The sequence below is a fragment of the Vibrio sp. CJQ_6 genome, assembly GCF_043106745.1.
GTDB classification, from domain to species: Bacteria; Pseudomonadota; Gammaproteobacteria; order Enterobacterales; family Vibrionaceae; genus Vibrio; species Vibrio furnissii.
The window spans coordinates 17,469-32,568 of the sequence record NZ_JBICMV010000013.1 but is presented as its reverse complement, the minus strand read 5'-3'; the positions used below and the strand labels follow the sequence as shown (position 1 = coordinate 32,568).

Genomic DNA, 15,100 nt, shown 5'->3' with positions numbered 1-15,100 from the left:
CGGTCATCGCGCCTGTTGCAGAGCTGCGTGTTCGCCCGCGCTTTTATGAGTCAAAAGTACAAACACTGGTTTCTCCGTTGATGCCAGTGTTTGAGACGATGGGCGTGAAATTCGTTGTTGGGCAGGTCACCAACATTGAATCGGACACTCAACAAGTGGTTTATGTTGATGAAAATCAGCGCTCGGTCACCAAGTACTACGACAGACTTGTGTTAGCGGCTGGTTCGAATCTACGCCGAGATATGGTGAAAGGCATTGCAGAACATGCGTTTGACCTTGACCAAATCGACAGCGCCGCAGTTTTGGAAGAGCACATCAACGGCCTGGCAAATCAGCCGTCTTCTCAGGCTCGCAATACCGTTGTGGTTTGTGGCGGGGGATTCACCGGGATTGAAATCGCGACGGAACTGCCTGCCAGACTCAAAGCGCTGCTGGGGGAGAGTGAGCCAGTTCGAGTCATCATCGTGGAGCGCAATGGCCAGATTGGTACCAATTACAGTCAAGCGTTGCAAGATGTCATCAAGCAAGCGACAGACGATCTGGAAATTGAATGGATGCTGAATGCGCAGATTGAAGAAATCACTGCTCACGGTTTACGACTCTGTTCTGGCGAAGAGATTCAATCCAAGACTGTCATCTGGACTGCTGGCGTCAAAGCGAACGATTTAACAAACGTGTTCGAGAAACAGCAAGCCCCGCAGGGCAGGCTACATGTTGAGTCATCGTTGAAAGTGATCGATCAGCCGAACATCTTCGCCACTGGCGATGTGGCGTATGCTGCAACGGATGATAAAGGCAATCATGCATTGATGAGCTGCCAACATGCGATATTAATGGGTAAATTCGCCGGGCATAATGTCGCCGCGAGCTTACTCGATTGTGATTACTTGCCCTACAAACAAGAAAACTATGTGACGTGTTTGGACCTCGGTTCATGGGGGGCGGTGTTTACTGAAGGCTGGGATCAGAAAGTCAAATCCGTCAAAGAAGACGCCAAAAAAATCAAAATCGCCATCACCAATGAACTCATTTACCCGCCAAAAGCAGAACTGGACTTGATCATGGAACAGGCCGATCCGCTTGCCCCTTGGGTATAAGTCACGTTACTACACGGTAAATCACACAGACAAAACGCCATGTACGCGTTTTGTCTGTGTCTGGTTTAGATTCGATAAACTGAGATAGATGGGACAGGTTAAAGCAGTGCTTTGAGTCTGAATATCAGCGCGGTACATTCTTCTTCTGTTTTGATGTTGGTGAAGCCGAGAATCAGGCCGGGATGAATTGGCGTTGAAGACCACTGCGACAGCGCTTGAGAATAGAGCCCTTCATGCAACAGTGTTTTGGCTATCTCGACGTCATCGCAGCTGGAATCGTTGAATTTCAATATCATGTGCATGCCGCCGGGTTGCGGCTCGATGAAGACCTTATCCCCCAGATATTGAGCAAATAATCTGGCCGTGAACTCTCTGCGTTTGCGATACAACTTGCGCATCCGTTGAATATGACGGCTGAAGTGCCCTTCTTGCATGAAGTTGGCAATACAGAGTTGGGTCAAGCCAGCGACATTGCCAGCATACAAATCGGAGAGTTGCTCAAAACGGTTCACCAAGTTTTGCGGAACCACAATATAGGCCGTTCTGAGGTTAGGGAATAACACTTTACTGAATGTCCCCGAGTAAATGACCCGGTCTTGGCTATCTAAACTCTTCAATGCGGGCAACGGCAGGCCAGTGTGTCGGTATTCGCCGTCGTAGTCGTCTTCAATGATCCAGCTGTCTTGGGTGATTGCCCAATCCAACAACATCTGGCGTCGTTGCAGTGACAGAGAGACACACGTTGGGCTTTGGTGTGCCGGTGTGACAACGAGCGCTTTGATGCCACGATCTTGAGGGATGGTGACGCCGCTGTCATCGACGGGCACAAACGCGGGCGTCAGGCGCTCATTTTCCAATATCAACTTGGTGAACGGATAACCCGGGTCTTCAACCCCCACTTTGTCATCGACAGAGAGCAAGGCCTTCGTGATCCACTTTAATGAGTTCACATAGCCGGACGTAATAAACACCTGCGTCGGCTGACATTGCACACCGCGATACACGTTCAAATATTGGGCAATTGCGAGTCTCAGTTCTGGCAAGCCATACACCGAAGGATACGTCAAATTCTCTATCGCGGTATGACGCGCATTTCTTGCGGCCATGCGCGCCCAGCTTTTAAAGGGGAAAGCATCCAGAGCAGGAATACCAAGCTGAAAAGGGAGGATATCCGTTGTTTGCAGGTCGGCAGAAAAGCCGGGCTGACGCACCGTCACTTCGCTTAAAGACGGCCTCGGTTGTTCGATAACGCTTTGGCTGACTCGTGTTCCCGCTTGCCCGTTTGCTTCGATAAAACCTTCGGATTTCAGAAGGGCGTAGCCTTCTTCCACGCTGCCACGGGATAGTCCCATCTCCTTGGCGAGGGCACGTGCCGATGGGATTCGCTCACCGGGTTTGAGCACGCCTTCTAAAATCGCGCTGTGAATCCGCTTGTAAACCAGCTTGTAGGCAAACAGTTTGTCCTGGCCTTTTTGCATGTCCAATTATGGTCCATAAAAATCTTAAACTTATGGCTCTTATTGTAAGCCATATTAGCTTGTAACATCACTACCAATACGGCGTGACTATCGAAGTTTTGGAGACAATATGAAAATACTATTGATTAACAGTAGCCCGAGGCAACAAACATCCTCGACGTATGCCCTTGCGCAATCACTGCTTCAGCGTGTGTCGACATTGACGCCTGTGAGCGTGACGGAAGAAAACGTGACGCGACTGGCGCAGGTGGATAGCGAATATTCGATCTCCGTGGCGAGCATTGAACAGCAGCACGATGAGTCGACGGGCAGCCTGGCTGTATCGAATCGATTGATTGACGATTTAATCGCAGCCGACTTGGTGATCGTGGCGTCTCCGATGCATAACTTCTCTCTGCCTGCCGGGTTAAAAAGCTGGGTGGATCATGTAGTGCGCGCTCAAAAGACGTTCGCCATCACGCCAACCGGAAAATTGGGATTATTAGATGATAAACCGGTGTATGTGCTTATTTCTTCCGGTGGGACGTTTTCAGGAAATAATGCGTATCAACCTGATTTTTTCACACCGTATATGAAAGAAATACTCAGCACGATTGGCATTAACAGTGTCAGTTTCTTCGCAATTGAAAGTACCGTGTCTTCTCAGGATGTGATCGAAAATAATATTGAATTCATTCGTCAAAAACTATTATCGCATCTAGAAGAACACGTCATCAAAACCCAATGATTATCAATTTTATTACTTAAACCTTTAAAGTCACTTTAAATAGGATGCTCAACATGAAGCCTATACACAAAAAATATTTAAACCTCTTTGTAACGGCGGTATTCAGCCTCGCGCCTTTCTATCAGCAAGCACACGCGGAAGAGATTGACTACGCCGCTGACGGCCAACGTCGTGCTCAGTCGGCGGGAGAATTTTTGGTCGGTAAACCGGCGCCCGAAATGAAAATCACCACCATTGACGGCAGTACGATTGACTTGAGCGAGATGTATGGCAAGAAACCGGTCTATATCAAGTTCTGGGCGACATGGTGCATCCCTTGCCGTGAGCAAATGCCCGGGTTTGAAGCCATATACAAGCAATATCACGATCAGATCGAAGTGATATCGGTCAATACGGGCATCAATGACAACCAGCAGTCGGTGAAACCGTTTTTGAAAAAAATGGGGCTGACGATGCCGACGGTGATTGATGACGGAACACTCGCTCGAGCCTTTCAACTGAGAGTGACACCGCAACATGTGTTGATTGATAAACAAGGCCGATTTTCTTACTTTGGTCATGTCGATGACGAAAATTTTCACAACCAACTTGAGCGTGTCATTCACCAGTCTACCGTCCACCAGTCCACCGTCGACAAGGTGAGCATCGCTCACTCGTCGGCACCGGATGCGCATACGTATCAAGTTGGCGACACGCTAAAAAATCTAGCGTTCACCACGATTAATGACAACAACATCGAGTTGAAGTTTGGCGAGGACAATAGCGCCAAAGTCGGGCTGGTCTTTTTTGGCCCCTGGTGCGAATGGTATTTGGAAGAGACCGCGCCGGAATCGTCAAAGGCGTGTACTCAGGTCCGCGAACTGCTAGAGGAGAAATCCAAATCAAACAATATGAAGTGGGTTTCAATATCCACCAATGTTTGGTCCTCTGTGGCTGAGCTGCACGAATATAAAAAGAGTTATGGAACCAGTTTACCGATTGTATTTGACGGTGATGGGAAACTATTTGAAGCATTTGGCGTGAACCAAATTCCAACCATTATTTTAATGGATAAAAGTGGACGTATTGAATCGAAAGTCTCAGTGCAAGATAGTGAATTTGAAAATGTTTTAACTTCATTGTGAAATTCTAAAATATAAAGTGTCCCCCAATGGCTGTTATTTTTATTTCACATGAATCATAACAGCCATTCGTTGAATTATTAGAGATGAAAACCATGAAGTATATTGCTCTTTTCGTCCGTATCATCACGTTTTCCGCTTGGATAATGGCTTCATTTCAAGCGTTGAGTGACCCGGATGATGGCCCGAACTATTTACTGTCTGCTTCCATTGTTACGGCGTCTGAACATCCGTCCGCGGGTCAAACACAAATATTAGCGTTAAAAATGACACCACAAGCAGGCTGGCATGGGTATTGGGAAAACCCAGGTGACGCTGGTTTTGCCAATCATTTCAAATGGTCTTTACCGAAAGGCGTGACCGTTGGTGAATTTGCTTACCCGGCACCAAGCCAACTGCTCACCAGTGGTTTAATGAATTACATCTACCATGGTGAATACGTGTTGTTGGCGCCGCTGACGATCAGTAACGACTATCAAGCCGGCGACTCGATCGATTTAGCGCTTGGGCTCAATTACTTGGTATGTAACCCAGAAAGTTGTCTACCGGAAAGTCAGTCACTAAGTGTGACGTTGACGGTTGCTGATGGCACGGCAGCGAGCGCCTTGCAAAATCGATTGAATCAGTGGCAAGCGAAAATCCCCAAACCCATGCACGAAACCGGGCAGTTTTACACCAGCAACGAGACGTTGACACTGCGTTTGCCATTACCCGGTTCTTTTTATCTGAACAACGTCGATATGAAGAACGTGCACGTGTACCCAATCATTAACGATTTGATGTCTAACAGCGCTGTTCAACACTTCACGTTAAATGATGATAGCCTGATGATGAGCACGGCGAAAGGCGACGCGGACGGCGATCTGTTTGAAGGCGTTCTCGTGCTCAATAGTGACACATCGTTGCGGTTCAAGGCCGAACGCATCGACGCGCCAAGTGCATTGTCCGGTCAGCAAGATTCATGGATGGACAATGATATCGCGCTCTCGATGATTGCATTTCTGGGCGCTGTGGCTGGTGGCCTGTTGCTCAACATCATGCCGTGCGTCTTTCCAATCTTGAGCCTGAAAATTCTCAGCATCGCGCATCAGGGGGCTGAAAAAGAAGCCAGAGCCGGTGCACTCGCCTATATGTTCGGCGCAGTCTTGGTGTGCGTGGTGCTGGGCGGCGTCATTCTGGCGCTCAGATCGCTGGGTCATCAAGTCGGATGGGCGTTTCAACTGCAAAGCCCGATTGTCATTGCGGCGCTGATTCTGTTGATGAATGCGATCGGCTTTAACTTGGCAGGGTTGTATGAGATTGGAACGCTCACTTCGGGGTCGCGCTTGCAAGACGCCAAAGGACCCAAAGGCGATTTTTGGACCGGTGTCCTTGCGGCATTTGTCGCGACGCCTTGTACGGGGCCATTCATGGCCACCGCATTAGGTGCCGCCTTGGTGTTGCCGCTGGTCAGTGCATTGATGATTTTTGCCGGATTAGGTTTTGGTATGGCGTTGCCATTTTTGTTGGTGAGCTTTATGCCAAGGTTGCGCACAATGCTGCCAAAACCGGGGTCGTGGATGGTCACCGCTAGACGCATTCTGGCACTGCCTATGTTTGTCACGGTGCTGGGGCTGTTATGGATATTGATGCGCCAGACCAGCAGCGATTTCATCTTGTTGGTCATTGCGGCGACTATGCTGTCTACCTTTGGCTTGTGGCTCACCGGTTTATGGCAGGTGTCACAACGCAAAATGCGCTGGTGGCCAGCCATTGTGTTGAGCTTGATGTCGCTGTCGGTGATGGTCTCGTGGGATTCAGAGCCTTTGGCACAGTCTTCTCATCTCGAATCCAATACTCTACCGTTTGAGCAAGCCAAGCTGGATACGATAAAAGCGGAGCACGATATATTTTTATATTTCACGGCAGATTGGTGTTTGACGTGCAAAGTGAATGAAAAAACCTCGATAGCGCGAGACAGCGTGCAAGCAGCGTTGAAGCAACAGGGCGTGGTCACGATGGTCGGCGACTGGACCCATGGCGACAGTGCCATCACGCAGTTCTTGACACAGCACAAGCGTTCGGGCGTGCCGCTCTATCTGTGGTATCGAAAAGGGGTCGATGCACCAGAGGAGCTGCCTCAGATCCTCACGCCGACAATTCTTCTGAATCAGTTACCTGACTAGCCACGATGCCAGCGATGGGCTAAACCGGTCTGGAATAGTGTTCTGGCAAGAACCCGTGCCCTTGTTTTTCTGAAAGGTAAACGAGGGCATCAATCACGCGAAGCGGTGTTAACCGCGTTTCTTCTCCGCAGCTTTCCAGTTCAAATGTCAGGTAAAGTTGGTCATGTTCCACTTTGAAAAATAGGTTTCCTTGCGGCGGGCGCTCTTGGGTGAGCGCAAAAACGCCCATGCCAATAAAGTGCGAGCTGCTTCGATTGCCAGTCGCGTAGATATCGTTCTGCAACTTGTGGGCGAGCGTTAAGACATCCAGAAGTAGGTTGATCTGATCGTCAGAAACATTGTCGAGCGCTTGGATATGCGGTTCCTTACAGAACCGCTCTAAATAGCTCATCATTTCATCTATATCGTTGTTAAATAACATGATTGAACGCCTTGAGGGTGAGAAACGCGATTGTAGCGTCAGTTGCCTCACATCTCAAAGCATTCAACGACAACGAGAGGTCAGGCCATTTCACGCCATCGTGGTTTGCTTCACTTTGGCAATAAAAGGCAAGTTTCGCGAGTGGTCATGCCACGGTAAGCCGTAACCCACCAATAGGTCATCGCTATCCATGTCGTACGCAAAATACTGTGACACCGGAATCGCAACACGACTAGGCTTCACAAACAGTGTCGCAATGGAGAGCGATTGTATCGGGAAATGTTCAATGAGGTATGCGCTGAGGCGTTTCATGGTGCCACCGGATTCAATCGCATCATCGACCAAAATGACATGCTTCCCCGCGATTGGGACATTTTGGTGATACTCAATTTTGGAGCGGTTGTTTCGCTCTCCCGGCGTGTGTGGGCAAGAGATGTAATCCATGCTGATAGGGAAGGACAGTTGTCGCACCAGATCCGCTGTAAATAAAATGCCTCCTGGTACCACGGTGATGATCACCGCCTCATCAAATTGTTGATTGAGCTGCTCAGCAACGTGTGTGACGCCAGCTTTGATCTGCGCTTCGCTCAATACCAAGTCACCGATGTAATTATCGTGTGTCATTGCGGGCTCCCAGTTGCTGTGGTGATGCCAGCGGTAGCGTCTTGGGATGTTTGCGCGCATGGAATGTCACGAAGAATGCGTGCTGGATTACCACCAATCACCACGTTGTCGCCAAAACTCTTGGTGACGACACTGCCCGAGGCGACCACGACGTTATTGCCCAACGTGACGCCGGGATTGATCGTCGCATGCCCACCAATCCAGCAGTTATCGCCAATGTGAATGGGTTTTGCCGATTCGACACCGCTGGCACGTTCAATGGGATCGAGTGGGTGAGTCGCGGTGTAAATGCCAACTTGTGGCCCGAGCATGCAGTTGTCACCAAAATGGACTTCGGCGCAATCTAGAATCACACAGTCATAGTTTGCAAAGAAGTGATCGCCTACCGAGATATTGCAGCCATAGTCACAATAGAAATTTGGATGGATCGAGATATTGCTCCCCACATGCCCCAGTAAGTGGTGCAAGATGTTCGCTCGAGTTTCGGCGTCCTCAGCGGAGGCGTGGTTGAATTGATGAAGCCAATTGCGTGCCTGCTCGCGCAGTTGGCTCAACTGTTGATCGGCCGGATTGTACAGCGCTCCGGAAAGCATTTTTTCATACTCAGTCATGCTCGATGCCCTTACTTAACCATAAAACGGACGGGTGACATGATGAACGCGTCACGCGAAATAAAGCGTGATTGAGTATACAGAAAAAACGACAAATGAACATAGATAAACATTTTCATGTCCATATGTGTTGTTTTTTTTGATGCGGCGATTGGCGCTGTTGAGCAAGGAACGACATACAAAAACGCGAGCGGCTAGCGTTCATCGAACGGACGAAAGCAGAACGAAAACACGTCCGCTATAGGAATCGCTTGAGAGACGCAAAAGAGATTGTTCATAAGTGAACAGATATGAACATCCACCATGTTCGTTTATACTGGGTCAACTCGCGGTCGACTCGATAACAATTATGGAAAAATTTTCACCAGAAGAACGTCATCAGCTCATTCTCAATTTACTGAACGCGCATCATAAAGTGATGGCAACCGACTTGGCCGCGCAATTGGGCTCAACCGAAGCCACGATTCGTCGGGATTTGCGTTTTCTGGCCAATGAAGGATTGTGCAAGCGCATTCACGGTGGGGCGCTTTCGCTTGTGCCCGCAACGGGGACGCAAGAGCAGCGGTTGGAAAATCGCCATAGCGAAAAGCAGGCGTTAGCACTTGCTGCATTATCCATCATCAAAGCCAATCACGTGATTTTCCTCGATGCGAGTAGCACCCACATGCTGCTCGCCAGTCTGCTGCCCAATACCATGGGCTTAACGGTGGTGACCAATAGCCCGGCGATCGCCATGCGATTACTGGCGCGGCAATCGATTCGCACCATCTTGCTTGGGGGAGAGCTGGATGACAGCGTCGGCGGTGCCGTGGACATTACGGCAGTTGAAGCTCTACAAAAGTTTCGCTTTGACCTCTGTTTCATGGGCATATGTGGTTGGTCGTCGGAAACCGGATTTAGTGCCATTCATTATCAAGATGCCGAGTTTAAACGCCATGTCACCTCGAAAGGTGGCGCAATGGTGGCACTGTGCACGGAAGATAAAGCGGAAGCGTTAGCGCCGTACCCGTTCTTGCCATCTGAACGCCTTGATTACTTGGTGTGTTCTCCCAATAGCCACACCATCAGTGACCATTTTCATCAACTCGATTGCACGGTCATCACCAGTCAACCGGTTGAATAGAATCGGTATGCGTCCATGCCGCTTCATCCGTTTTTCTAATCAGCCTTGTCATCAATGCATGCGCCGCGAAAATGCATGTGTCGAGAGTGGATACACGTGACAGTGTGACGTGAATGCTTTATGAAGCTCCCACAGCGGGGGATTGAATGTGACGGCAAACTTTGATGGCAGATCGTTTCGACAAACTGTTTCGACAATCCGTTACGACAGAAAGGGTGACAAACAAAAGGGGAGCATGGCGCTCCCCTGATTGATCATGGTGATGTGGCGATATTATAACTGCTGCGCGATGGCATCGGTGAGGTCATCGAGGCTTGCGGCTAACGCTTCAACCAGCGCATCGTAGCCTTCGTTTTGCAGCGGCACGGAGATTTTCACCGAAGCGCGGCGCTTCACTTTGCCATTGGCTTCAATCAACATCCATTCGCCTTCCACTTCTGTATTGCCTTGATAGTTGCCATTAAACTTGTTCAAACTCAGTTGCAGTTTGTCGTCACTATTTTGGTCGAGCAGGTTATGAACCGTGACTGGCCAATAATGAGTTTGTTTTTGACGCAAGTCGGCAATGACCCGTTGAGTAATTTGTTCAGACAGATTTTGCGCCCATTGATTGTGCTTGGCCTGAATCACTTGGGATTGTGACGTGCGATATACAATGCCACGATTATTGAGGTAGCTGGCCAATTCGACGGGGCGCACCACCAGTAGTGGACGTTCGGTGAGCGCTTCAGCCGTTTGCGTTTGCGATTCCGGTTGCGGTAAAAGATAGAGCGCGCTGGTGGTCTCCGGTGCACTGCTACAGCCTGCCAACAACGCAGCTGCTAAGAACATGATTCGTCTCATTATTTCTTCCCTCCCACGGGAACCGGATCGTTGACGTCATCCACCCCGAACACCAAGGCGTTTGGTTTGTCGTTCAATTGTTTTAGCACCGGTTTAAATTCAGTCATCACTTTTTCTAGCTCTTTTAATGTCGATTCCATGTCGCTATACATGGTGGAGTTCGGGCCGTAGCCGTCCAACGTTTTTTGCAGTTGTTGCAGGCTTTGGCGAATGTCCGCTGGGATCTGCTGCGTTTCGTTTTGGTTCAGCAGTTTATTGATACTGTTAGCCATTCGTTCCGCCGACGCCAAGGTGCGTTCAGAGGTTTTTAGGGTTTGGTTGAGGGACTCAAGTGTATCTTCCATTGGCAACTTGTTGATCTTGTATAGGAAGTCGTTCACTTGTTTTTGAACCTGCGCAAATCCGCCCCGCATGGTCGGGAAGACGGACAATCCCAAAAACTCACTCGGCTCGTATTTTGCGGCATCGGGATAGAAATCGGTGTCGATATACAGCGCGCCGGTAATCAAACTGCCGGTTTTCAATGTGCCCCGCAGGCCTCGCGCAAACTCCAGTTTGAGTTTTTCGTTGTACTCATCCATTGAATCGGTGTGGAAGTGATCGAACAAGCGGCCCAACTCGATGCGCACCAAGACCGGAATGCGTTTGACCGAAAAACTCTCTTCTTGAGTCGGCAAGCGCAGGGGCACTTTCATCACTGTACCGATCCGCAAGCCGCGGTATTCAACTGGCGCTTTCGCTTTTAGGCCGCGAATGGATTCATCAAACAGCATCACAAAGTCGATGTATTCATCATAAATTCCTTCACGTAACTGCTTCACATCATCGTAGAGGCGGAAGTTGGTCATATCTTCGGTGAGCGGATCGCCAGAATCCATGCCCGGTACGGAATCAAATGTGACGCCGCCGGTGAGCAGGCTTTCCAGTGAGCCTAATTTGAGTTCAAAGCCTTCCGTATTGAGTTGGAGATCAACGCCGGAGCTGAGCCAAAACTTCGAGCGGGTGCGGATTAAACTGTCGTAAGGTTTAAAGATAAACAGTTGATACAACGCCTGACGGGTTTCCACATCAAAACTGGTTTTCTCGACGCGACCAACTGTAAAGCCTTTAAATATAACGGGATCACCCACGCCGAGTTTGCCTGCTTCTCGGTGCGTCAAGACAATACGGCGACCTTCCGCATCCGGCGCAGCGACAGGCGGGACATCCAACACCGTGAAGTGTTCTTTTTCTTCTGCCGACTTACCCGGTTGCAACTGAATGTACGCGCCCGACAGCAAGGTTTCCAAGCCCGAAACGCCATCGCGGCCGATGCGAGGTTTCACGACCCAAAACATGGAATCTTCCCTCAGCATTCGCTCGGCATCTTTATTCATTTGTGCTTTGGCGATGATGTGGTCGTAATTCTCGCTGAGCGTCACTTGGGTGATCACCCCAACTTTCACGTTCAACGCGCGAATCTCGGTTTTCCCCGCTTCAATCCCATCGGCTGTTGGCAATTGCAGCGTGATTTGCGGGCCAGTGCTGCTGATGTACTGAAACAGCATCCAAGCCCCCATGACCAATGCCAGGATAGGAATGATCCAGACAGCAGATATCTGCCGTTGTTGTTTTATTTGAGCGGTTGTTTTGTTCTCATCACTCATAATTGGCTTTCTCTTGTAGGTGTTCAGGCATCGCTTCTGGGACATCACTTTGTGGCTGTTGCCACAATAAACGCGAATCAAAAATCATGGCCGAAAGCATGGTGAGTATGACCACTGCAGCAAACGATAACGCAGCGGGCCCCGGATAAATCGCCATTAGATTTTGCAATTGCACCAAGGCAACCAAAATGGCGACAACAAAAATATCGATCATCGACCAGCGGCCGATAAACTCGGTTAAACGGTATATTTTCAAGCGAGTGATGCTTTCTTCCGGCGGCAGGTATTGTGCTTTTTGTGCTTGAAAATAGAGCCACGCGAGGGTCAGCATTTTAGCCATCGGAATAAACACACTGGCAAAGAAAATGACCATGGCGATGGGATACGAGCCCAAATGCCAAAGTAAGATAACCCCTTCGATGATGGTTGACCCTTCGGCGTGCCCCAAACTGACGGTATACATCATTGGATAGAGGTTGGCAGGAATATAGAAAATGACGGATGCAAACAGCAACGCCCATGCTTTTTGTAAGTTGTCGGTTGGGTTGTATTTGTGGAGTGGACTTTGGCAACGCACACAACGTTTGTCGTCAATGTGGTTGATTTGATGACACGTATGGCAACCGATATGGTTGTGGCTGTGGTGCGTGTCGCCTTCCTTGACATCCGGTAATTCGACGACGGGAATAAAGTGGCCCCACAACCAACTTTTGTCCACCATGGCGATACACTTCACCACCAACAGCGTGTAAACACAAAACGCCCAGAATGAACTTCCCATACCAATATCTGCAAGGGACGCTATTTTGATGAGGCTCACCAATACGCCAATCAAGAACACATCCACCATCAGCCAGGGTTGGACGCGAAACAGAATTCGACACAGGATCTTCGCCATTCGCTGCTGCTTTTTCGATGGCACATGGTTGCGCGTTTTCAGCGCTTCAAGGTGGAGAAATAGAATCAAACCGACGTAAATCGCCGGCAGGATGATCACCGTGGCTAGTAGCAGGCTACCCAACAACACATTTTGAAATTCGGCCAACATTTTTGCAGCGTGCAGTAAGGTGATCTCTTGAGACAATCCTTTGACACTGAACGACATAAATGGGAAGGATATGCTCAGTACCAGCATGATCAAGCACGCCGAAGAGACAGCAATGACACTTTGGTAAGGTTTGGCGTTCACTTTTGTCAGCGCATGAGCACAGCGCGGGCATTGCGCTTTTTGCCCTGGTTCAATGTCAGGGATGCGAACCACAAGGCCACACTCTTCACATGAAATCAGCTGACGTGCATTCGGTTGATTACTCATAGAAATGAATCGTAACGCATTAATCCTAAGGATACTCCGCTTTTTACCGCAGAGCGCTCTTCAAAGCAAAGTATTAGACACATTTTGCTTCGGTTTTACCCGTCTTATTAATCTGGGTTATTTGAGAAGGGAAAGCGATATTTGGCGGGAATTTATTTCGAGGCGGATGTTTTGTGACGGCTTATTGTTCTGATTCGCGGGAAGCAAGGCTTCCCGCATTGCGTTTGGCGTTAGATGGCTTTTGCCCAGTCGCGAAGGACGTACTTCTGGACTTTCCCGGTCGACGTTTTGGGGAGGTTGGCAAAGACAATCGTCTTCGGTACTTTGAACCCTGCTAAATGTTCGTGGCAGTAATCGATGATCTCTTGTTCTGTTGCGTATTCGGTTTCCTTTAACGTGATAAAAGCACAGGGCGATTCACCCCAGCGTGCATCGGGTTTCGCGACCACGGAGACTTCAAGAATGGCGGGGTGTTTATAAAGCACATCTTCCAGTTCGATGGTGGAAATGTTCTCACCGCCCGAGATGATGATGTCTTTCAAGCGATCTTTGATCTCGATGTAGCCGTTGGGGTGGCAGACGCCTAAGTCACCAGTGTGGAACCAACCCCCGTCAAAGGCTTCGGCGGTTGCATCGGGGTTTTTGAGGTAGCCTTTCATCACGGTGTTGCCACGCATGAAGATTTCGCCGATGGTTTTGCCATCTTTTGTGACCGGTTGAAAGGTTTGAATATCGGCAACCATCACTCCTTCAAGTGTGGGGTAGCGTACACCTTGACGCGATTTCAGCGTGGCTCGCTCTTCAAGGTTGAGGCTGTCCCACGCTTCATGCCATGCGCAAACCGTCACTGGGCCATACACTTCCGTTAAGCCATAAACATGCGTGACCTTGATGCCCATTTTTTCGATGTCACCAATGACTTTTGCTGGTGGTGCGGCGCCGGCAACCATGGCATTGACGGGATGGTCGATTGCAGCTTTGGCATCTTCTGGCATGTTGATCAACCCATTGAGCACGATGGGCGCGCCGCATAAGTGGCTGACTTGATGTTCGCGGATGAGCGTGAGAATTTTCTGTGGGTCCACTCGGCGAAGAAAGACATGTACTCCTGCCAAGGCAGTGACTGTCCAGGGATAACACCACCCATTACAATGGAACATGGGCAGCGTCCAAAGATAGACCGGATGATTGCCCATGGACCACGTCATCTGGTTTCCGAGTGAGTTTAAGTAAGCACCGCGATGGTGGTAAACCACACCTTTCGGATTGCCGGTGGTTCCCGATGTGTAGTTGAGCGAAATGGCTTGCCATTCGTCCTCGGGCCACTGCCATTCATATGCAGGGTCGCCTTCGGCAAGAAAGGCCTCGTAATCTAACTCGCTGGTGGGTTGCCCTTCACCATATTCTGGATCGTCCACATCAATCACCAACGGCGGGGTATCCATGAGCGCCAATGCATGTGCGATCACATCATGGAATTCACGGTCACAGATGAGCACTTTGGCTTCACAGTGGTTCAACATGAACGCGATGGTTTCTGCATCTAACCGAATGTTCAACGTGTTCAAGACAGCGCCGATCATCGGCACTCCAAAGTGGGCTTCCAACATGGCGGGAATATTGGGCAGCATGACCGAAACGGTGTCGCCTTTGCCCACCCCACGGCCTGCAAGCGCGGATGCGAGTTGGCGGCAGCGTTGATACGTTTCGGCCCATGTGCGGCGAATCGTGCCATGAATCACGGCAGGATAATTCGGGTAGATAGCGGCGGTTCGTTCCAAAAAACTCAATGGCGTGAGGGCAATATGATTCACTTCACATTGAGCAAGACCATTCTCGTAGATCGACATTTAAACTCCTTTTCACCCAAAGGGTATTCCATTCCACAGTATTGATTTCCAAACAATACCTGCCTGAAAATAACAATTT

13 protein-coding genes are annotated in these 15,100 nt (G+C 49.5%); 5 read left to right on the top strand and 8 right to left on the bottom strand.

Annotated elements, in window-relative coordinates:
* Positions 1 to 1,097 (top strand): NAD(P)/FAD-dependent oxidoreductase (locus tag ACF8PK_RS09645; protein ID WP_392441046.1); only part of this gene is annotated, 1,097 nt, incomplete at its 5' end.
* A 98-nt stretch (positions 1,098 to 1,195) separates the two neighbouring features.
* On the opposite strand, the gene ACF8PK_RS09640 is transcribed toward ACF8PK_RS09645, so the two are convergent.
* Positions 1,196 to 2,575 carry a PLP-dependent aminotransferase family protein gene (locus ACF8PK_RS09640; protein WP_392441043.1) on the bottom strand — a complete coding sequence of 460 codons (1,380 nt, stop codon included), beginning with the start codon at positions 2,573 to 2,575 and terminating at the stop codon, positions 1,196 to 1,198.
* A gap of 109 nt (positions 2,576 to 2,684) precedes the next feature.
* On the opposite strand from ACF8PK_RS09640, the gene ACF8PK_RS09635 reads away from it, so the two are divergent.
* The 3 genes from ACF8PK_RS09635 to ACF8PK_RS09625 all read left to right on the top strand — a co-directional run bounded on the left by ACF8PK_RS09635 (position 2,685) and on the right by ACF8PK_RS09625 (position 6,588).
* Positions 2,685 to 3,302, top strand: coding sequence for an FMN-dependent NADH-azoreductase (locus tag ACF8PK_RS09635; RefSeq protein WP_392441040.1), 618 nt, complete (start codon positions 2,685 to 2,687; stop codon positions 3,300 to 3,302).
* Positions 3,303 to 3,346: 44 nt separating this feature from the next.
* Positions 3,347 to 4,426, top strand: coding sequence for a redoxin domain-containing protein (locus ACF8PK_RS09630; protein ID WP_392441037.1), 1,080 nt, complete (start codon positions 3,347 to 3,349; stop codon positions 4,424 to 4,426).
* A gap of 92 nt (positions 4,427 to 4,518) precedes the next feature.
* Positions 4,519 to 6,588, top strand: a complete 2,070-nt coding sequence (locus tag ACF8PK_RS09625) for a protein-disulfide reductase DsbD family protein (RefSeq protein WP_392441034.1) — start codon at positions 4,519 to 4,521, stop codon at positions 6,586 to 6,588.
* Positions 6,589 to 6,607: 19 nt separating this feature from the next.
* Here the strand turns inward: ACF8PK_RS09625 and ACF8PK_RS09620 are convergent, their stop codons facing one another.
* The 3 genes from ACF8PK_RS09620 to ACF8PK_RS09610 form a co-directional block, all read right to left on the bottom strand.
* Positions 6,608 to 7,009: a hypothetical protein gene (locus ACF8PK_RS09620; protein WP_392441031.1), complete on the bottom strand. Its 402-nt coding sequence runs from the start codon at positions 7,007 to 7,009 to the stop codon at positions 6,608 to 6,610.
* A 90-nt stretch (positions 7,010 to 7,099) separates the two neighbouring features.
* Positions 7,100 to 7,633 (bottom strand): phosphoribosyltransferase, encoded by a 534-nt coding sequence (locus ACF8PK_RS09615; RefSeq protein WP_392441028.1) that lies wholly within the window; start codon positions 7,631 to 7,633, stop codon positions 7,100 to 7,102.
* Complete coding sequence (locus ACF8PK_RS09610) at positions 7,630 to 8,244, bottom strand: sugar O-acetyltransferase (protein ID WP_143680830.1); 615 nt, start codon at positions 8,242 to 8,244, stop codon at positions 7,630 to 7,632. Before ACF8PK_RS09610 ends, ACF8PK_RS09615 begins: the two co-directional genes overlap by 4 nt.
* A 349-nt stretch (positions 8,245 to 8,593) precedes the next feature.
* On the opposite strand from ACF8PK_RS09610, the gene ACF8PK_RS09605 reads away from it, so the two are divergent.
* Positions 8,594 to 9,367 carry a DeoR/GlpR family DNA-binding transcription regulator gene (locus ACF8PK_RS09605; protein WP_143680829.1) on the top strand — a complete coding sequence of 258 codons (774 nt, stop codon included), beginning with the start codon at positions 8,594 to 8,596 and terminating at the stop codon, positions 9,365 to 9,367.
* A gap of 273 nt (positions 9,368 to 9,640) precedes the next feature.
* On the opposite strand, the gene ACF8PK_RS09600 is transcribed toward ACF8PK_RS09605, so the two are convergent.
* The 4 genes from ACF8PK_RS09600 to ACF8PK_RS09585 form a co-directional block, all read right to left on the bottom strand.
* Positions 9,641 to 10,210, bottom strand: a complete 570-nt coding sequence (locus ACF8PK_RS09600) for a membrane integrity-associated transporter subunit PqiC (RefSeq protein ID WP_392441023.1) — start codon at positions 10,208 to 10,210, stop codon at positions 9,641 to 9,643.
* Positions 10,210 to 11,856 carry an intermembrane transport protein PqiB gene (pqiB, locus tag ACF8PK_RS09595; RefSeq protein ID WP_143680820.1) on the bottom strand — a complete coding sequence of 549 codons (1,647 nt, stop codon included), beginning with the start codon at positions 11,854 to 11,856 and terminating at the stop codon, positions 10,210 to 10,212. The genes ACF8PK_RS09600 and pqiB overlap by 1 nt, the downstream gene beginning before the upstream one ends.
* Positions 11,849 to 13,171: a PqiA/YebS family transporter subunit gene (locus ACF8PK_RS09590; RefSeq protein ID WP_392441021.1), complete on the bottom strand. Its 1,323-nt coding sequence runs from the start codon at positions 13,169 to 13,171 to the stop codon at positions 11,849 to 11,851. The genes pqiB and ACF8PK_RS09590 overlap by 8 nt, the downstream gene beginning before the upstream one ends.
* Before the next feature lie 230 nt (positions 13,172 to 13,401).
* A complete protein-coding gene (locus tag ACF8PK_RS09585; protein ID WP_392441018.1) occupies positions 13,402 to 15,021 on the bottom strand; it encodes an acyl-CoA synthetase in 1,620 nt (539 codons plus the stop codon).
* Positions 15,022 to 15,100 lie beyond the last annotated feature (79 nt).